This is a genomic window from Paenibacillus liaoningensis, from assembly GCF_059609455.1.
In genome coordinates, this window is sequence record NZ_JCAALU010000018.1 from 1 (window position 1) to 17,987 (window position 17,987).

A 17,987-nucleotide genomic window follows, 5' to 3' on the forward strand; every position below is an offset into this window, starting at 1 on the left:
TTTACGCTTGAAATATAAGAATGAATGAGGCATGTCGCTCATCATAATGCTTATATTTCTTCGCGAAACGAGCTTTTGTCACTAAGTTGACAAAGCCGTTTACGCTTGAAAGGGGCGGTAATATTGCGTATGGCTAGGCCTTATTTGCTGTCGCTGGTTTTTGTGCTTGCTGTAATGGCGGGACTTTCCCTGCTGCCGGATATGCGAAAATCCGAGTCGGGGACGGAAGTGGCTGTATTTCGGCCATCTGCTGCAACAAGGCTGACGAACAGCAATCTTGTTGATCTGCTGATTGGCTTGCAGCTGGCTACGCCTATATTACGGGTGGAGTGGGAGAATTCACTGCTTACGGTGGAGTTTAAAGTGAACGCAGCAAAAGGGCTGCCAGTCGAATGGACTCGCGATGTAGAGCAACTGCTGCGGCTTTCTTTTGTGAAGATGGAAAATGTGAACCGGGTGCTGATCCGCTACGCTGTGCCAGCAGATAAGGTCGCTTTGCCGAGCAATGCCGGCAAAGCAAGGGAAGGGCAATCTGAGCTTGCAGACAGCTCAGTGAAATCACGGCTGCTGCTTGCGGCGGATATTCGGCGCACAGACAGCTGGCTTGCAAGCCTTGGGGAGCTTGGCAGCGCTGATCCGCTGCATGATGAAATATGGCGGGAGAGGCTGCGCATGAGCAGCACATCGGAGTGGAAGAAATGGTATGGGCCGGTGCCTACTTATTCTACTAGACCTGCTGCGGAGTAAAGGTTAATGGCCTGCTCCGCCTTTCTGCTTGAAAAAATGCCAATCCTGTGGGCAGCTTCATATGCGTCTTACATAAAGTTGTGCTATAATAGTTTAGATTATTGAGCGGCAATATCTGCTTCTCTGTTCGGAGGCTTACCCCATGAAACCGTATCGTGTACCACAATTAGCGAAGAAGTACGTCGATTATGACATGATTCAAAACCATACGCAGCTTCCTGCTTTTCCCGATTCGCGTCTGCACCTGCTTCAAGCATTCCTTAGCGAAACCCGCTTCTATGCCGAGAAGGCCGAGCTATTTGCGCTCGTGCTGTCTTTATTGCAGCTAGGGCTGGATACGCATGATGAAATTGATGTAGAGGATGGAAGTCGCTCGGAGCGCGAAATGCGTTCAAGGCAGCTCAAGGTGCTGGCCGGCGATTATTTCAGCGGCCGATTCTATCAACTGCTCGCACAAGCAGGCGAAATAGCAATGATAGCCAAGATTAGCCAGGCGGTATGCGAAGTCAACGGGCTGAAAATAACCCTTTATTTACGTATGCAGCAGGCTGTCATGCAGGCTGACGATTATTTGAGCAGCATGGTGCAGCTGAAAAGCGGATTGTTTCTTGCCTTTCAGGATTTGCTGGAAGGTGCAGCGGCCCTTTATTGGACGGAGCTGCTCCACGCTTTAAGCCGCTGCGAGATTGTACTGGAGGAGCTTGCGCGCAGCAAGGTGCCTGCACTTTTTCACCAGAGCTGGGCTTACTGGCATGTTCTGCAGGTGGGTACGTTGGAAGAGCAACAAACGCTGGAAGGTCAGCAGATTGAGGCTGGTTTCATTAGCGGTCTTTATAACAAATATGATATTCATGCCAAGCTTGCTGCGCTGCTGCAGCAGGCTGTGGAAGATGTCCAGATGATTGCGGCCAAGCTGGAGTCAGACAAGCTGGTTCAGGAGCTGCAGCATATTACGGATGCAGTGCTTTACAAGATTGCGGGATTTGCTCCCGCTCTCAACGAGACGAGGTGACCTTAGACGAATGGATGCAAACTCCAAGGGGCATGTACACGCTGTATTTGAAAACATTGCTCCCAAATATGATTTAATGAATGACCTGCTAAGCTTTCGGCGTCATAAGGCATGGCGGAAATTCACCATGCGCAAAATGAATGTACAGCGTGGCCAGACTGCGCTTGACTTGTGCTGCGGCACCTGTGACTGGACAATATCACTAGCTCAGGCCAGCGGGAGCGGGGCAATCAGTGGCCTTGATTTCAGCCAAAATATGCTGAATGTCGGCCACGAGAAAGTGAAGCAGCTGTCGCTCGACAAGCAAATTACGCTCGTGCAGGGCAATGCGATGCAATTGCCTTATGAGGATAATTCGTTTGATTATGTAACGATTGGCTTCGGCCTGCGCAACGTACCCGACTATTTGCAGGTGCTTAAGGAAATGCACCGCGTCGTGAAGCCGGGTGGACAGGTCGTATGCTTGGAGCTTTCAAAGCCGGGCTGGCAGCCATTCAAGGCCTTATATTATTTATATTTTGAACGGATTTTGCCAATGATCGGCAAGCTGGTAGCCAAGCGATTCCAAGAATACAAATGGCTGCCGGACTCATTAAAGCTTTTTCCTGACCTAAAGCAGCTGTCCGCCTTGTTTGAAGAAGCAGGGCTCGAGCAGGTAAAAGGCTACCCGCTGACTGGAGGCATTGCTGCGCTGCATATAGGCATAAAGGAGAAGAAGCCAACATGATTCGCAAAATACGCATTATTCTTGAAATGATCAAATTTGAGCATACGATATTTGCGCTTCCCTTCGCCTTTATGGGAGCGATTCTGGGCGCTGTTGTTATGGAGCAGCGTCTTCCTTCTTGGGCGGAAATCGGTTGGGTTACATTAGCCATGGTTGGCGCGCGAAGCGCAGCGATGTGCCTCAATCGACTCATTGATGCGGCGATCGATCTGCGCAATCCTCGCACAAGCAACCGCGCCATTCCGGCAGGCTTGTTGAAGTCAGCGGAGGTGCTTTTGTTTACGATTGTATCCTTCGTCCTGTTGTTCATTGCTGCGGCTAATCTGGCTCCGCTTGCGATGAAGCTGCTACCAATTGCTGTCGTATTAGTGGTGCTCTACTCTTATACGAAGCGTTTCACTTGGTTGTGCCATGTTTTTCTCGGTTTGACGATCGGGCTGTCGCCGCTTGGCGGCTGGGTAGCCGTTACGGGCGGTTTTAACACGGCAGCATGGGTTTTCTATGTGACGATTGCGCTGTGGATTGCCGGTTTCGATATCGTCTATGCAACGCAGGATTACGAGTTTGACCGCAAGGAAGGCTTAAACTCCATTCCTGCCCGGTTTGGCGTAGCGAAGGCGCTGTGGATTGCCCGCAGTTTCCATATAGTGACGGCAGTCGGTTTTATTACGTTATTTATTTTGACAAATTTGAGCTGGGTTTATTTGCTTGGAACGATGCTTGCCATCGTTATGCTGTTCTATCAGCACTGGCTGGTGCGTCCAAACGATCTTTCCCGCGTTCAGCTTTCGTTTTTCGGAATGAATGGCACATTAAGCGTCGTTCTGTTTTTGTTTGCCATTGTTGATTTGATGGTATTGCACAAATGGTAGGGGGCGGAACTGCTAGCGCGGCAGGCAGATGGGTTGTCGGCATTACCGGGGCGAGCGGCTCGATCTACGGCATTCGGCTGGCAGAGGAACTGCTTAGAACGGGCTTTGACGTCCATCTCGTGGTGACCGAGGCTGGCTGGCGGGTGCTTAAGGAAGAGCTGGGCTGGATGACGAGCCGCAGACAAGCTGCTGTCGAGCTGCATTTTGCAGAGGCAGTGCAGGCGAAGCGGCTTGTTTTGCATCCGAATTCAGATATTGGAGCAAGCATTGCCAGCGGCTCTTTCCGGGTACAGGGAATGGTCGTTGCGCCATGCTCTATGGGGACGCTCGCTTCCATCGCTCACGGCATATCCGATGATTTGCTATCCAGGGCAGCGGATGTAATGCTGAAGGAAGGACGCAAGCTGCTGCTGCTGCCTCGGGAGACACCGCTGCATGCGATTCATCTGGAAAACATGCTGAAGCTTGCAAAACTGGGCGTAACGATTGTTCCAGCTATGCCGGCCTTTTATTATAAGCCGCAATCGATGGAAGACATGATTGATTTTCTGGTTGGCAAATTATTAGACTGCATGGGAATTGAGCATGCTTTGTTTACAAGATGGGGGGATGGGCCTGATGCTGACTAAAGACAGCTTGCCCCTAATGATTGGAGAAATTGATTACGCGAATGCATGGCCGCTCTTTGTTGGCCTTGATCAGCGACTTGACGCTTCTGAGCTGGGGCTGTGCTCCCGCATTCCGGCAGAGCTAAACCGCAAGCTGCGCGAAGGAGAGCTTCAGGCTTCGGCTGTCTCATCCTATGCTTACGGCTTAAACAGCAAAGACTATTTGCTGCTGCCGGAGCTTTGCGTAGGATCGGAGGGCCGGGTTAATTCGGTTCTGCTGTTCCTTAAGCAGCCGATTGAGCAAGTGCGTCCACAGCGAATTGCGGTAACAACCGCTTCAGCCACTTCCGTTAATTTGCTCAAAATTGTGATGAAGCTTTATTACGATCTTGATGCGGAATATATCGCTGCTGAACCGATGCTTGATCAGATGCTTGAAAGTGCGGATGGGGCGCTTATCATTGGCGACCCAGCTATTCATGCCTCGTGGAGAAGTGAAGAACTGCACATCATCGATCTTGGTGAGCTATGGAATCGCTGGACGGGCCTTGGGATGACCTTTGCGGTTGTGGCGGTTCATAAGGAGGCGGCAGCTGCCTTTCCTCGGGAAATTCATGAGCTGCATCAGGCGATGCTTGCGACTAAGCGCCACAATCTTGCCGACTTGTCACCGCTTGTGGACAAGGCTTGCGAGGAGCTTGGCGGCGAACGCGCGTATTGGTTGGACTATTTTACATGTCTGCAATATGATTTCGGACAGAAGCTGCGCGAGGGACTGGCGCTGTATTTCCGTTATGCGACACAATTAGGTCTGCTGGACCATGAGGTTCAGCTGGCGTTCTACGAAGACAATTCTGCCGAATAGGTGAAAGAATGAAACTATTAGATATGTACGCAAAATTAAAAGGCGATATAACGCAAATAGAGAAGGAGCTTGAACGCAGCGTCACTTTCGAGCATAAGCTGCTGAGCGAGGCATCCCTTCATCTGCTCAAGGCAGGCGGCAAAAGGCTGCGTCCTGTTTTTGTGCTGCTTGCCGGCAAGTTTGGGCGCTACAATCTGGAGGTCATGAAAAAAATCGCCGTGCCTCTTGAACTGATCCATATGGCCTCGCTTGTCCATGACGATGTGATAGATGACGCGGCTACCAGACGGGGCCAGCCAACGGTCAAGGCTAAATGGGATAATCGGGTTGCGATGTATACCGGAGATTATATTTTCGGAAGAGCGCTCGTTATCGCTACTGAACTGGGCAACCCGCAAATTCATCAGGTGCTGTCCAAAGCAATTGTGCAAATGGGCATTGGTGAAATGGAGCAAATCCGATATTTTTTCAATACGGACCAAACCATCCGCCATTATTTGCTGCGCATCAGGCGCAAAACCGCATTGCTCATTGCAGTAAGCTGCCAGCTTGGAGCGATTGCAGCAGATGGGGACAGAGAGACGGCAAACCGGCTTTATGAATATGGCTACAATGTGGGAATGGCGTTTCAAATCCGCGATGATTTGCTTGATTTGTTCGGAACCGAGAAGCAGATCGGCAAGCCGCCAGGCTCTGACATAAGACAGGGAAACATTACATTGCCCGTTATTTTGGCTTTGCAGGATGAGGCGACCCGCGAGCGGCTGCTTGTGGAAATCGCCCGTATTCGCGAGCATAATGGCAATGTAGATACGCGAGAAGCGATCGATTTGATCAAAAATAGCAAAGGCATTCATGTCGCTGAGCAGCTCGCTGCAAAGTATGTAGAGAAAGCGCTCGCTGCCTTGAAGGATTTGCCATCCCTTCCGGCGAAGAAGAACTTATCCGATATCGCACATTTTGTCGGCAAACGCAATTATTAATCAAGATGCGAAAAGGAGCTGCTACTAGTGGAAAGAACTTTTTTGATGATTAAGCCTGACGGTGTTCAACGTGGCCTCATTGGAGAAATTATGTCTCGCTTTGAGCGTAAAGGGCTTCAATTGGTTGCAGCCAAGTTTATGACCGTGAGCAACGAGCTGGCACAAAAGCATTACGAGGAGCATGAAGGCAAGCCTTTTTATGAGCCGCTTCTGGATTTTATTACGTCTGGCCCCGTATTTGCGATGGTGTGGCAAGGCGATAACGTCATTGCGCTAACCCGCGCTTTAATTGGCAAGACGAATGCAGTGGATGCGCTTCCAGGCACCATTCGCTCTGATTTTGCTGTACATACGAATTATAATTTGATTCATGGCTCCGATTCTCCCGAAAATGCCGTGCGGGAAATTTCCATTTTCTTCACTCCTGAACAGCTTGTGGAATACGAACAAACGATGCAGCGCTGGGTTTAGCCAGCTGCAATACAAACGGAGGCTGAAGGTTTTATGACGGACGATCGGGATTTTGCAACGTTTATCCAGAAGATGAGAGATAAGACCAACATTGATTTATCGCAATATAAGGAAGCGCAAATGAAACGCAGGCTCACGACGCTGCGTATGAAGCATGGATTCCAGACATTCGATGAATACTGGAGAAAGCTGGAGAATGACCGTACTTTGATGAATGAATTTCTCGACCGGATGACGATTAACGTCTCGGAGTTTTGGCGTAACCCGAACCGGTGGGAAGTGCTGAAAAATCAGTTTTTTCCGGAAATGCTGAAAAACAACAGCCGGTTGAAAATTTGGAGCGCAGCGTGTTCGACGGGCGAGGAGCCTTATACGCTGGCGATGATTTTGACGGAGATTGGTGCCATTGGCAAATCGTCGATTTTGGCGACGGATCTTGATAATATCGTGCTGCAGAAGGCGCAGGAAGGCATTTATTTAGAGCGTTCGCTTAAGGATGTGCCGCCAGCGTTCCGTCAAAAATATTTTGCTCCAGATCATGGGGCTTTTGCCGTCTCGAACGATTTGAAAAAATCGATCCAATTCAAGCAGCAAAATATGCTGCATGATACGTTTGACAGCGGATTCGACCTCATTGTTTGCCGCAATGTTATGATTTATTTTACCGAGGATGCGAAGCGCATTTTGTACCACAAGTTTGCAAAAGCATTGAAGCCGGGCGGCATTTTGTTCGTCGGCAGCACGGAGCAGATTTTTTCGCCAGCCCAGTATGGCTTTGATACGGCGGATACGTTCTTTTACAGAAAAACGAGCAATTAATGTATATCGTCTTCCTTGTTCTCCTATACTAGTGGTAGTCAACACCATTTGGAGGCGGAACGAAAGATGGATAAACGCAAAGTGATTCAAGCCTATAAGCTTGGCATTATATCGATTCAGGAGTGCGCGCAGATTTTGGGACTGGACAGCGGGCAATTGCCTGGATTATTGAAAGCCCAACAATTCGCTTCCGACTATGCGGATTCGCAGAGCAAGCGCACGGTGAATAGCTAAGGGAAGGCCCATAGAAGGCCATCGTTTGAAAAAAAGCAGGATCAGGTGCCATACCAGGCATCTGATCCTGCTTTTTTTAAACATATTAGGAAAGGATATGATTTTTCGATCCTTTCTCTATATTCCACCCTCGAAACGGTAGCTTTGCCGCCAGAGGACGGCGACAGCCGTTTACGCTTGAGATAAAAATGGCGTTTGAGCGCGGATTGGCGGTGCGCATTTCTTGTCAAACCCGCAAGGCTGTACTATAATGAGCAAAGATGTTTAGGGTAGCTGATGATAGCATGCGCCTAATAATCGGCCAAATGCGCACGCTTGCAGCGCCCCAGGCCATATTAGGTTGTTTGCGTTGAAGGAGGAGCTTTAGGTTGAGTTTACGTTATTTGACAGCGGGGGAAACACATGGTCCCCAATTGACCGCCATTATTGAGGGTCTTCCTAGCAATTTAACTATTGATTTTGAGGAAATTAATTTTCAGCTTCACCGTCGCCAGAAAGGCCATGGCCGGGGTCGTCGCATGCAAATTGAGAAGGATACGGCGAACATTGTCGGCGGCGTTCGTCATGGTCGGACGACTGGCGCTCCTGTAGCGCTAATCGTTGAGAACAATGACTGGAAGCATTGGACGAGCGTAATGAACATCGCCCCGATTGAAGGCGGAGATGAAGAGAAGCGCCGGGTACACCGTCCGCGTCCTGGGCATGCGGATTTGAACGGCGGTTTGAAATATAATTTGAAGGATCTTCGCAACGTACTGGAGCGCTCCAGTGCCCGCGAGACAGCAGCACGCGTAGCGGTAGGCGCGGTTGCACGCCAGCTTCTTGCTGAATTCGGCATTAAAGTGGGCGGACAGGTTATCCGTATTGGCGAAATCGAAGCGCCGGCGAACCAATTGCCGCTGGATGAGCTTATTCGCATTACGGAAGAATCGCCTGTACGCGTTGTTGATAAAGAAACCGAAGAAAAAATGACCGCGTACATTGACCAAATTAAAGCCGAAGGCGATTCTATCGGCGGCGTAGTCGAGTGCATTATTGAAGGCGTGCCAATTGGGCTTGGAAGCCATGTGCAATGGGACCGCAAGCTGGATGCGCGCATCGCGGGCGCTGTCGTTTCGATTAATGCCTTCAAAGGCTGTGAAATCGGCATTGGCTTTGAAGCGGCGAAGCTGCGCGGCTCGCAGGTGCATGACGAGATTTTGTACACAGCGCAGGAAGGTTATACGAGAGCGACGAACCGTCTGGGCGGATTCGAGGGCGGTATGACCAATGGCGAGCAAATCGTCGTCCGCGGCGTAATGAAGCCGATTCCAACGCTTTACAAGCCGCTTCGCAGCGTGGACATTGACACGAAGGAGCCGTTCACGGCGCAAGTCGAACGTTCCGATAGCTGTGCAGTTCCGGCAGCGAGCGTTGTGATGGAGCATGTTGTGGCTTTTGAAGTAGCGAAAGCATTTCTTGAGAAGTTCGGCGGCGATTCCATTGAGGAAATCCGCTCGAACCTGAGTCAATACCTTGAGCAAATAGGCAGGTACTAAGGGATGAGAGAGCTAACGGTTGATTTAGGCGAACGCTCTTATCCGATCTATATTGGGGAGGGTCTCCTGCAGGAGGCTCCCTCTTTTTTCGAAAAGCACGGCATTAGCAAAAAATCGCCGCTACTGATCATCTCCGATGACAAAGTGGCACCCCATTATTTGGAGCCGCTTGCAAACACGCTAAGCGCAGCGGGCTTCCAGCCGTCGACAGCAATCGTTCCGTCAGGTGAAAGCTCGAAGTCTTTAGCGATGCTGGAAGATTTGGTCACGCATGCGCTTAAGGCAGGGCTTGACCGCAAATCGGCGATCGTAGCCCTTGGCGGCGGCGTAGTTGGCGATTTGGCTGGATTCGTAGCAGCGTCTTATATGCGCGGCGTGAAGTTTATTCAAATTCCGACGACGATTTTGGCGCATGACAGCAGCGTTGGCGGCAAAGTGGCAGTCAATCACCCGCTGGCGAAAAATATTATCGGCGCTTTCCATCAACCGGAAATGGTGCTGTATGATCTTAATACGCTTCAGACGCTGCCGCCGCGCGACGTTCGTGCAGGCTTGTCAGAAGTGGTCAAACACGGCTTCATCTGGGACGACGCTTTCGTGCAGTGGTGCGATGAAAACTCTGAGCGTCTGCTGGCGCTTGAACCAGAAGCACTCGGCTATGCCTTGTATAAGGGCTGCAGTGTAAAAGCGGCTGTCGTATCCAAGGATGAGCGCGAAAATGACCTGCGTGCGATTTTGAATTTGGGCCATACGATTGGACATGCGCTGGAGGCTGTAGCTGGCTATGGGGAGCTGCTTCATGGCGAGGCGATTTCGATAGGCATGATTGGCTCGGCCAAGCTAGGACTGCGTTATGGATTGCCTGAGGACGTCTATACAACAACGAAACGAGTGCTTGCTAAATGCGGGCTTCCGGTGAAGCTGCCGGAGCACTTTGACGTGGACGCGATTATGGATGCGATGATGCATGACAAAAAGTTCAGCGAAAGCACAATGATTTTCGTGGTTCCGACGGCGATCGGCAAAGTGGAAATCAAGAAGGATGTACCGGCGTCATGGGTTCGGGAAATCGTGGAGGAATTGAAACAGGAGGCCGAGTAATATGAGCGTTAGGGGAATTCGCGGGGCAATTACCGTTGATACAAACGAGAAAGAGCCTATTTTAAAAGCAACACTTGAAATGCTGCATGCCATTGTCGCAGACAATGACGTTCAGCCTGACGATATTTGCAGCGTATTTATTACGGTGACGAATGATTTGGACGATGCTTTTCCGGCCGTGGCTATTCGCCAAATGAGCGGGTGGGAGCTTGTTCCACTGATGTGCGCGCTGGAAGTGCCCGTCAAGGGAAGCCTTGCTCGCTGCATTAGGCTGATGGTTACTGTAAATACGGACAAAACGCAAGCCGAGATTAAACATGTGTACTTGGGAGGAGCCCAAGTGCTTCGTCCAGATTTATCGCAATCCTAATCTAATTGACGATCAGGCACAAGATGTTGTATATTGGATGAAGTGAATGAGACTAGTTGAGTAGCAAGTGAGCAGGTTTTAGTTGAAATTAGATGAGCAGAGCAGAGACGAGCATAGCCAAGTTACGAATATAAAGACTATAGAGCAGAGTGCGTGATGATGAAATATAGATGATGTATAAGTTTAGCGCTTATAATCATATTCTATTTCGTTGCGGGAAGAGCCTATCCATCTTTTCAGATGGCGACAGCTGTTTTCCATTGCGTATGTTTGTACAAGATGCTGCTATAGGTTTATTTGTTGGCTAGCCTTTACTTTTTTGTCCTCATCTTAAATCAACGCCCCTGCCTTGGCAGGGGCTTTTTATTTTGAATGTGACTACACATATCGAGAAGGGGGACGTAACGATGAATAGTGAATTACAGCAAGTGGTCAAGCTCTCTGAGGAATACAATCTCATTCCAATCGTTCGTTATATGATGGCGGATACGGAGACGCCGATTCGGCTGTTTCAGCATTTTGCCAAGGAAAAGCATGCATTTCTGCTTGAAAGTGTAGAGGGCGGCGTGAAATGGGCGCGTTATTCGTTTATTGGAACTGATCCGTTTATGATGCTGTACGGTAAAAACGGCGAAATGATTTTTGAGAAAAATGGTGAAAAAATCAGCTTCGACGATAAGCCGCTAAGCTTGCTGAAGGATCATCTTCGTTACTATCGCAGTCCGGCGATGTCCCATCTTCCACCATTTACGGGCGGGGCCATCGGGTTTTTCGGCTATGATTTGCTGCAATATTACGAGAAGCTCCCACCCCACCGCATTGATGATTTGGAAATGAATGATTTGCAGTTTATGTTCTGCGATCAAGTCATCGTCTTCGACCACTTCAAGCAGCAGCTGCAAATTATCGGCAATGTGCATGTGCCGAAGGAGACGACGCAGACGGGCATTGTTCAGTCTTACGGCGTCGAGGAGGCATACAACGCAGCAGTTGCCAAAATCGAAGCGACGGTCGAGCGCCTGCAGCAGCAGGTGAAAATTCCGGTGCCAATCGGTGCTGGCGTGCCGACGATGCCCGAGGTTGGCGATGTGCAGTCCAATTTGACGAAGGAGCAGTTCATTGCCAATGTCGACAAAGCGAAGGAGTATATTCGCGCCGGCGATATTTTCCAGGTGGTGCTGTCCCAGCGCTTCAGCATTGAGACGGATGTTGATCCGCTGCATGTGTACCGCGTACTGCGCACGATGAACCCTTCACCATACATGTATTATTTGAAAATGGGTGAAGAGGTGATTGTGGGAACGTCGCCGGAGGCGCTCGTTAAAGTAGATGGCAGCAAGGTGGAAACCCGCCCAATCGCCGGAACGCGCCCTCGCGGCAAAACGCCGGAGGAGGATCTAGCGCTGGAGCAGGATTTGCTGGCAGACGAGAAGGAGCGCGCGGAGCATCTGATGCTCGTTGACTTAGGCCGCAACGACATCGGCCGTGTATCCGAGTTCGGCTCGGTGAAATGCGATTCCTTCATGGAAATCGAGCGTTATTCCCACGTTATGCATATCGTCTCGAATGTGACGGGCAAGCTGCGGGAGGACAAAGATTTTTACGATGCGTTCCTCTCCTGTCTGCCTGCTGGAACCGTATCCGGCGCACCGAAGCTGCGGGCGATGGAAATTATTGCGGAGCTTGAAAATGAAGCTCGCGGCGCCTACGCTGGAGCCATTGGTTACTTAGGCTTTGGCGGTACGCTCGACACCTGCATCACGATTCGCACGATCATTTTCAAAAATGGCAAAGCCTACGTGCAGAGCGGGGCAGGCATCGTCTGGGATTCTGTTCCGGAAAGCGAATATACCGAAACGGTGAATAAAGCGAAAGCGCTGCTGACGGCCATTCGGGCCGCTGAGCAGCTGTTCGGCAAGCCTGGAGACGCTCGCGACCAGAGCTTCAATGCCATCAATAGCGATTATTACATTAAAGCAGGGGAGGGTTTCGTACAATGACAAACAGCCTAACACCGATTACGATGCAAAGCGCGTTAACCAAATTAATCGGCAGCGAGCATTTGTCACGGGAAGAAGCCCGCTCCGTCATGGATATTATTATGAGCGGGGAAGCGACGCCAGTTCAAATTGCAGGCGTCGTGACCGCGCTGCGCATGAAAGGCGAGACGAAGGACGAAATTACAGGCTTTGCCCAGGCGATGCGTGCGCATTCGAGCCATGTGCAGACCGAGCAGGAAGGGCTGCTTGATACGTGCGGCACAGGCGGCTCCGGCATTCATAAGTTCAATATTTCAACGTCATCGGCAATTATTGCGGCTGCGGCTGGCATTCGCGTAGCCAAGCATGGCAATCGCGCAATGTCCGGCAAAGCGGGAAGCGCTGATGTGCTGGAGGCGCTGGGCGTCCAAATTACGCTTACGCCTGAGCAAGCGGAGGAATGCTTGCAGCAAGTGGGCATCTGCTTCATGTTCGCGCAGCTGTACCATCCATCGCTTCGCCATGCTTCTGTTCCGCGTAAAGAGCTGGGCATCCGCACGATTTTTAATATGCTGGGCCCGCTGACGAATCCTGCTGGTGCTGATCGCCAGCTAATCGGCTTGTATGATTATAAGAAAACGGACACCGTCGCTTCGGTGCTGGCAGAGCTTGGCGTCAAACGCGCGATGGTCGTCAGCAGCAATGACGGGCTGGACGAAATCAGCATTTCGGCGCCGACTAGAGTGTCGGAGCTGCGAAGTGGCGAGGTTCGCACGTATGAAATTACGCCGGAGGAGCTGGGCTTGACCCGCTATCCGATCAGCGAGGTGCTGGGCGGTGATCCTGCGGCCAATGCGGCGATTATTCGCGGCATATTCAGCGGCGAGCAGCGCGGTGCTTATCGCGATATCGTGCTTGCGAATGCAGGGGCTTGCATTTATGTGGGCGGAGCTGCTGCGAGCTTGACAGATGGTGTTAAAATTGCGGCGGATATGATTGATTCCGGATTAGCCGAGCAAAAGCTGCTGGGCCTGATTCAAACGACAGGAGAGCTGACCCATGTTTTTGGATAAAATCGTAGTAACGAAGCGCGAAGAGGTAGAAGCGTTGTCCGCCACTTTCCAATTAGCGGAATATGAGCGGACGATTGCCGAGCTTGCTCCGTGTCGCGGCTTTGAGCGCGCATTGACTGCGGGCCGCAAGCGCACGGTTGGACTCATTGCCGAGGTGAAAAAAGCTTCGCCGTCTAAAGGTCTGATTCGCCCTGAATTTCATCCGGCGGAACTGGCAGCTGCATATGAGCAGGCCGGCGCGGATTGTATTTCTGTGCTGACGGACCAGCAATATTTTCAAGGGGCCAATGCGTATTTGACGCTCGTGAAGGATACGGTCGGCATTCCGCTGCTTCGCAAGGACTTCATTATTGATTACCGCCAAGTGTATGAGGCGAGAGTCATTGGCGCGGATGCGATTTTGCTCATTGCGGCGATATTGACGAAGCAGCAAATGGCGGAGCTGTATGATACGGCAACGGCGCTTGGCATGGATGTGCTGGTCGAGGTGCATAACCGCGAGGAACTGGAGACGGTGCTTGAGCTGAATAAAGCGACGCTTATCGGGGTGAACAATCGCGATCTGAAAAGCTTTGTCACCGATTTGCGTACGACGGAGCAGCTGATCGGCCTGATGCCGCAAGGTGTGACCGTTATTAGCGAGAGCGGCATTGCTGGCCCGGCAGATATGGATTATTTGCAAGGCGTTGGTGCGCAGGGCGTTCTCATTGGCGAACATTTTATGCGCCAACCCGATGCTGGCCAGGCTATTATCGATCTGATGGGGCCGGTGAGCCGCTAGTGCAGACGCAGACGACACCTCGGATCAAAATTTGCGGCCTGAAGATTGCCGAGACGATTCAGCAAATGGACGGGCTGCCGTTCCATGACATTGGATTTGTATTTGCACCTAGCAAGCGTCAAGTGCTGCCTGCGCAAGCAGCGGAGCTGATTGAGGCTGTACACGCCTTGAAGGCGGCAGATGGGCAGCGTCCCCAAACCGTCGGCGTATTCGTAAATCCTGAGCTGGAGGAACTGCGCGAGACGCTCGCTATCGCTCCGCTTGATGTGGTGCAGCTGCATGGCAGCGAAACGCCTGCTTTTTGCCAAACGGTGCGTGAGCAATTTGCGGTGAAGGTGTGGAAGGTATTTTCTATACGCAATGAAACGGTTGTTCAGTCTGAGGAGGACACAGGCACGGGAGCCGACAAGGGTACGGGCGATCATGCTAGTGCGAATGAGGCAGCAGCCCGCCTTGCTCCATATAGCGGCAAAGTTGATGCTGTGCTGATCGACACGGCCGGGGGCGGAACGGGCAAAGCGTTCAACTGGCAAGTTATTGATGACTACCAGGCTGCGGCAGCGCAGCTGAATGTGCCACTTTATGTAGCGGGCGGTCTGAACCCGGACAATGTACATGAATTGTTAGCTGCGCATGCTCCCAGTGGCCTTGATGTGTCCAGCGGAGTAGAGACGGACGGCGTTAAAGATATCGAGAAAATTAGATTATTCGTCAGAAAGGTGATGCAACGATGAACCGAGTACCGGATGAAAATGGTCGTTTCGGCAAGTTTGGCGGCCGTTATGTTCCCGAGACGTTGATGAACGCACTGCTTGAGCTGGAGGAAGCGTACAACCACTATTCCAAGGATGAATCATTCCAAGAGGAAATCCGCAATCTACTGCATAAATATTCGGGAAGACCTACATCGCTCTATTATGCAGAGCGCCTGAGCGAGCAGCTTGGCGGCGCTAAAATTTATTTGAAGCGCGAGGATTTGAACCATACGGGCGCCCACAAAATCAACAACACAATTGGTCAGGGCGTCCTGGCGAAGCGCATGGGCAAAACGAAAATTATTGCTGAAACGGGCGCAGGCCAGCACGGCGTTGCTTCGGCAACGATTGCAGCTTTGCTTGGACTGGAATGCAAAGTATTTATGGGCGAGGAAGATATGAAGCGCCAGCAGCTCAACGTATTCCGCATGCAGCTGCTTGGGGCGGAAGTCGTGCCCGTTCTTTCGGGAACGCGCACGCTTAAGGATGCCTGTAATGAAACGCTCCGCTACTGGGTTAGCCATGTAGACGATACGTATTATATTTTGGGTTCGGCGACAGGGCCGCATCCATATCCGATGATCGTCCGCGATTTTCAGCGGATTATCGGTGACGAATCGCGCAAGCAAATTGTGGCAGAAGAAGGACGTCTGCCGGATTATGTAGTAGCAGCGGTTGGCGGCGGCAGCAATGCGATCGGTATTTTCTACCCGTTCATTGAAGATGCGGATGTGCGTTTAATTGGTGTAGAAGCAGCGGGACGTGGAGTAGAGACAGAGGAGCATGCGGCTACAATGACGAAAGGCCGCCATGGCGTATTCCAAGGCTCGCTGAGCTATGTGCTGCAGGATGATAACGGACAAGTGCTGCCTGCGCATTCGATTTCGGCTGGTCTTGACTATCCGGGCATTGGCCCTGAGCATTCCTATTTGAAGGATTCGGGCCGTGCAGAATATTTCCCGATTACCGATGACGAGGCGATGGATGCCTTGCAATTGCTGTCGCGGACAGAAGGCATCATTCCGGCGCTTGAGTCGGCACATGCGATTGCCCAGACGGTCAAGCTGGCTCCAACGCTTGCTAAAGATAAAATTATCGTTGTCAGCCTGTCGGGACGCGGCGATAAAGATGTAGAGACGATTATGAGCAAGCTGGGAGGCGCAGTCGATGAATCTCATTGATACGGTATTTGCAAAGCTACGGGAGGAGAAGCGTACCGCGCTGATCCCTTTTTTAACAGTGGGCGATCCTGACTTGAACACGTCGCTGGCCATTATTAAGCAGCTAGAGGAGTCTGGCGCCGATCTAATCGAGCTGGGCGTTCCTTATTCTGATCCGCTTGCCGATGGTCCCGTTATTCAACGGGCATCCGAGCGTGCTTTGAGAAGCAGCATTACGCTGCGCGACTGCATTGAAGCTGCGGCGCAAGCGCGCGAAGCTGGCGTGAAGCTGCCATTCATTTTGTTTACTTATTTCAATCCGGTGCTCCAATTCGGTCTGGAAGCTTTTATGGAGCTGGTCAAAAATAAAGAAATCAGCGGTCTAATCATTCCCGACCTGCCGATCGAAGAGGATGCCGAGGTTCGCCAGTTGGCGGAAGCGGCAGGCATTCATCTCATTCCGCTCGTAGCTCCGACCTCCAAGGATCGCGTCGTACGTATTTCGCAAAAAGCTAAAGGCTTCGTGTATTGCGTCTCCTCGCTGGGCGTAACGGGCGTGCGGGCTGAATTCCACAGTGGGATCGACGATTTCCTCGCTACCGTGCGGGAAGCGACCGATCTGCCGATCGCAGTTGGCTTCGGCATTTCGAGCCGCGAGCAAGTAGAGCGTTTCTCCAAGCAATGCGACGGGGTTGTCGTTGGCAGCGCGATCGTACGCAAAATTGAAGAATCCATTCCGCTGCTCGAAGAGGAGAGCACTCGCGCAGCAGGCTTGAAGCAGATCGGCGAGTTTGTAGCCGCGCTGAAAGGCTAGGGCATACTTAACCTCTTATCGGGAGGCATAGTTTAAGAGGTGCAGAATACGAACGTATTCTGCATCTCTTTTTTTAAATATAGGAAAGGATATGAATGTTCTCATCCTTTCTCTATACGTATCGCCAAAACGATGGCGTCTAATAGAAAGGATGCCGCCAGGCGTTTTTCTTAAAATATAAGAAATTATAAGTTTCACTCTTATAATCGGCTTATATTCCACCCTCGAAACGGAAGCTTTGCCGCCAGAGGACGGCGAAAGCCGTTTACGCTTGTGTCATCTCAAAAATAACATTGATTATGCTCAAAAAATGGCATATACTACACATAGACCGACCGACGGTCTATAGAAGGGAGCGACTAAGCGGACGATGCGTATACTGAAAGACCCGGAAGAGCGCAAAAATGAAATTTTAGATACAGCAGAAATGCTTTTTTATACGAAGGGCTACAATAAAACGACGATCAATGACATCCTTCAGGAGATTGGCATTGCGAAGGGGACGTTTTATTATTACTTTAAATCCAAAGAGGAAGTTATGGATGCGATCATTATGCGGATCGTCGCAGCGGATGTTGCCGCTGCAAGGGGGATAGCCTCTAACCCGGAGCTGCCGACCTTGGTCAAATTATTTCAAATTTTGATGGCTCAGAAGCCTAAGCATGGTGACCGTAAGGAACAGCTGCTGGAGCAATTCCATCAGGTCGGCAATGCAGAAATGCATCAGAAAAGCCTTGTGCAGACAATTATTCACTTGACGCCAGTGTTAACAGCAGTCATTGAGCAAGGCATAGAGGAGCATATTTTTCAAACCGAATTTCCACAGGAGACAGTGGAATTTTTAATCGTATCCTCCACTTTTCTGTTCGATGAAGGTTTATTCGAATGGCAGCCTGCGGAAATCATCCAGAAGGCGAAAGCTTTTATTCATGTGATGGAAACGACGCTAGGCGCGAAAAAAGGCAGCTTTGATTTTATATATGAAATGCTGACGAACGGGGAATGACCTGATTTTTTGCCGCACCCGAGTCCCACCTTGCAGGTGAGCTGTTAGCGTGCCCAGTATTCCGAAACCGTC

20 protein-coding genes are annotated in these 17,987 nt (G+C 50.9%); all 20 read left to right on the top strand.

Annotated features, from left to right (window positions below; translation table 11 throughout):
• The first annotated feature begins 123 nt into the window (after window positions 1–123).
• Window positions 124–747, top strand: a complete 624-nt coding sequence (locus AC6B99_RS25680; RefSeq protein ID WP_496664549.1) for a hypothetical protein — start codon at window positions 124–126, stop codon at window positions 745–747.
• Between the two features lie 142 nt (window positions 748–889).
• Complete coding sequence (locus tag AC6B99_RS25685; protein ID WP_496664550.1) at window positions 890–1,759, top strand: heptaprenyl diphosphate synthase component 1; 870 nt, start codon at window positions 890–892, stop codon at window positions 1,757–1,759.
• A gap of 10 nt (window positions 1,760–1,769) precedes the next feature.
• Window positions 1,770–2,486, top strand: a complete 717-nt coding sequence (locus AC6B99_RS25690) for a demethylmenaquinone methyltransferase (RefSeq protein WP_056028806.1) — start codon at window positions 1,770–1,772, stop codon at window positions 2,484–2,486.
• Entirely contained in the window at window positions 2,483–3,358 is an 876-nt protein-coding gene (locus tag AC6B99_RS25695; RefSeq protein WP_496664551.1) for a UbiA-like polyprenyltransferase, read from the top strand. Before AC6B99_RS25690 ends, AC6B99_RS25695 begins: the two co-directional genes overlap by 4 nt.
• A complete protein-coding gene (locus AC6B99_RS25700; RefSeq protein ID WP_496664552.1) occupies window positions 3,352–3,987 on the top strand; it encodes a UbiX family flavin prenyltransferase in 636 nt (211 codons plus the stop codon). The genes AC6B99_RS25695 and AC6B99_RS25700 overlap by 7 nt, the downstream gene beginning before the upstream one ends.
• The gene (locus tag AC6B99_RS25705; protein ID WP_496664553.1) at window positions 3,977–4,831 is read left to right on the top strand and encodes a menaquinone biosynthesis protein; all 855 of its coding nucleotides are present in this window, start codon (window positions 3,977–3,979) and stop codon (window positions 4,829–4,831) included. Before AC6B99_RS25700 ends, AC6B99_RS25705 begins: the two co-directional genes overlap by 11 nt.
• Before the next feature lie 8 nt (window positions 4,832–4,839).
• A complete protein-coding gene (locus AC6B99_RS25710) occupies window positions 4,840–5,814 on the top strand; it encodes a polyprenyl synthetase family protein (RefSeq protein WP_056028798.1) in 975 nt (324 codons plus the stop codon).
• 27 nt (window positions 5,815–5,841) lie between these two features.
• The gene (gene ndk, locus AC6B99_RS25715) at window positions 5,842–6,285 is read left to right on the top strand and encodes a nucleoside-diphosphate kinase (protein ID WP_056028796.1); all 444 of its coding nucleotides are present in this window, start codon (window positions 5,842–5,844) and stop codon (window positions 6,283–6,285) included.
• Window positions 6,286–6,318: 33 nt separating this feature from the next.
• Window positions 6,319–7,104 (top strand): CheR family methyltransferase, encoded by a 786-nt coding sequence (locus AC6B99_RS25720; RefSeq protein WP_056028794.1) that lies wholly within the window; start codon window positions 6,319–6,321, stop codon window positions 7,102–7,104.
• Between the two features lie 66 nt (window positions 7,105–7,170).
• The gene (locus AC6B99_RS25725) at window positions 7,171–7,338 is read left to right on the top strand and encodes a hypothetical protein (protein WP_150131589.1); all 168 of its coding nucleotides are present in this window, start codon (window positions 7,171–7,173) and stop codon (window positions 7,336–7,338) included.
• A gap of 368 nt (window positions 7,339–7,706) precedes the next feature.
• Window positions 7,707–8,876, top strand: a complete 1,170-nt coding sequence (gene aroC / locus AC6B99_RS25730) for a chorismate synthase (protein WP_496664554.1) — start codon at window positions 7,707–7,709, stop codon at window positions 8,874–8,876.
• Window positions 8,877–8,879: 3 nt separating this feature from the next.
• Window positions 8,880–9,977 carry a 3-dehydroquinate synthase gene (gene aroB / locus AC6B99_RS25735; RefSeq protein ID WP_496664555.1) on the top strand — a complete coding sequence of 366 codons (1,098 nt, stop codon included), beginning with the start codon at window positions 8,880–8,882 and terminating at the stop codon, window positions 9,975–9,977.
• Between the two features lies 1 nt (window position 9,978).
• Window positions 9,979–10,347: a chorismate mutase gene (aroH, locus tag AC6B99_RS25740; RefSeq protein ID WP_056028788.1), complete on the top strand. Its 369-nt coding sequence runs from the start codon at window positions 9,979–9,981 to the stop codon at window positions 10,345–10,347.
• 407 nt (window positions 10,348–10,754) lie between these two features.
• The gene (gene trpE / locus AC6B99_RS25745; protein WP_056028786.1) at window positions 10,755–12,347 is read left to right on the top strand and encodes an anthranilate synthase component I; all 1,593 of its coding nucleotides are present in this window, start codon (window positions 10,755–10,757) and stop codon (window positions 12,345–12,347) included.
• The gene (trpD, locus tag AC6B99_RS25750) at window positions 12,344–13,399 is read left to right on the top strand and encodes an anthranilate phosphoribosyltransferase (protein ID WP_056028784.1); all 1,056 of its coding nucleotides are present in this window, start codon (window positions 12,344–12,346) and stop codon (window positions 13,397–13,399) included. Before trpE ends, trpD begins: the two co-directional genes overlap by 4 nt.
• A complete protein-coding gene (gene trpC / locus AC6B99_RS25755) occupies window positions 13,386–14,180 on the top strand; it encodes an indole-3-glycerol phosphate synthase TrpC (RefSeq protein ID WP_496664556.1) in 795 nt (264 codons plus the stop codon). Before trpD ends, trpC begins: the two co-directional genes overlap by 14 nt.
• Complete coding sequence (locus AC6B99_RS25760; RefSeq protein WP_063892456.1) at window positions 14,180–14,914, top strand: phosphoribosylanthranilate isomerase; 735 nt, start codon at window positions 14,180–14,182, stop codon at window positions 14,912–14,914. Before trpC ends, AC6B99_RS25760 begins: the two co-directional genes overlap by 1 nt.
• On the top strand, window positions 14,911–16,116 hold the full coding sequence (trpB, locus tag AC6B99_RS25765; RefSeq protein WP_056028780.1) for a tryptophan synthase subunit beta: 1,206 nt from the start codon (window positions 14,911–14,913) through the stop codon (window positions 16,114–16,116). The genes AC6B99_RS25760 and trpB overlap by 4 nt, the downstream gene beginning before the upstream one ends.
• Window positions 16,103–16,909 carry a tryptophan synthase subunit alpha gene (gene trpA, locus AC6B99_RS25770; RefSeq protein ID WP_056028778.1) on the top strand — a complete coding sequence of 269 codons (807 nt, stop codon included), beginning with the start codon at window positions 16,103–16,105 and terminating at the stop codon, window positions 16,907–16,909. The genes trpB and trpA overlap by 14 nt, the downstream gene beginning before the upstream one ends.
• A 370-nt stretch (window positions 16,910–17,279) precedes the next feature.
• On the top strand, window positions 17,280–17,915 hold the full coding sequence (locus AC6B99_RS25775) for a TetR/AcrR family transcriptional regulator (protein WP_056028776.1): 636 nt from the start codon (window positions 17,280–17,282) through the stop codon (window positions 17,913–17,915).
• The last annotated feature ends 72 nt before the right edge of the window (window positions 17,916–17,987 follow it).

What these genes read in the sequence shown, in the direction of transcription:
- trpB (WP_056028780.1), top strand. Translation starts at nt 14,911, where the DNA reads ATGAACCGAGTACCGGATGAAAATGGTCGTTTCGGCAAGTTTGGCGGC.
- trpD (WP_056028784.1), top strand. Translation starts at nt 12,344, where the DNA reads ATGACAAACAGCCTAACACCGATTACGATGCAAAGCGCGTTAACCAAA.
- AC6B99_RS25725 (WP_150131589.1), top strand. Translation starts at nt 7,171, where the DNA reads ATGGATAAACGCAAAGTGATTCAAGCCTATAAGCTTGGCATTATATCG.
- AC6B99_RS25720 (WP_056028794.1), top strand. Translation starts at nt 6,319, where the DNA reads ATGACGGACGATCGGGATTTTGCAACGTTTATCCAGAAGATGAGAGAT.
- AC6B99_RS25700 (WP_496664552.1), top strand. Translation starts at nt 3,352, where the DNA reads ATGGTAGGGGGCGGAACTGCTAGCGCGGCAGGCAGATGGGTTGTCGGC.
- aroH (WP_056028788.1), top strand. Translation starts at nt 9,979, where the DNA reads ATGAGCGTTAGGGGAATTCGCGGGGCAATTACCGTTGATACAAACGAG.
- AC6B99_RS25775 (WP_056028776.1), top strand. Translation starts at nt 17,280, where the DNA reads ATGCGTATACTGAAAGACCCGGAAGAGCGCAAAAATGAAATTTTAGAT.
- trpA (WP_056028778.1), top strand. Translation starts at nt 16,103, where the DNA reads ATGAATCTCATTGATACGGTATTTGCAAAGCTACGGGAGGAGAAGCGT.
- AC6B99_RS25690 (WP_056028806.1), top strand. Translation starts at nt 1,770, where the DNA reads ATGGATGCAAACTCCAAGGGGCATGTACACGCTGTATTTGAAAACATT.
- AC6B99_RS25685 (WP_496664550.1), top strand. Translation starts at nt 890, where the DNA reads ATGAAACCGTATCGTGTACCACAATTAGCGAAGAAGTACGTCGATTAT.
- AC6B99_RS25695 (WP_496664551.1), top strand. Translation starts at nt 2,483, where the DNA reads ATGATTCGCAAAATACGCATTATTCTTGAAATGATCAAATTTGAGCAT.
- aroB (WP_496664555.1), top strand. Translation starts at nt 8,880, where the DNA reads ATGAGAGAGCTAACGGTTGATTTAGGCGAACGCTCTTATCCGATCTAT.
- trpC (WP_496664556.1), top strand. Translation starts at nt 13,386, where the DNA reads ATGTTTTTGGATAAAATCGTAGTAACGAAGCGCGAAGAGGTAGAAGCG.
- AC6B99_RS25705 (WP_496664553.1), top strand. Translation starts at nt 3,977, where the DNA reads ATGCTGACTAAAGACAGCTTGCCCCTAATGATTGGAGAAATTGATTAC.
- trpE (WP_056028786.1), top strand. Translation starts at nt 10,755, where the DNA reads ATGAATAGTGAATTACAGCAAGTGGTCAAGCTCTCTGAGGAATACAAT.
- AC6B99_RS25710 (WP_056028798.1), top strand. Translation starts at nt 4,840, where the DNA reads ATGAAACTATTAGATATGTACGCAAAATTAAAAGGCGATATAACGCAA.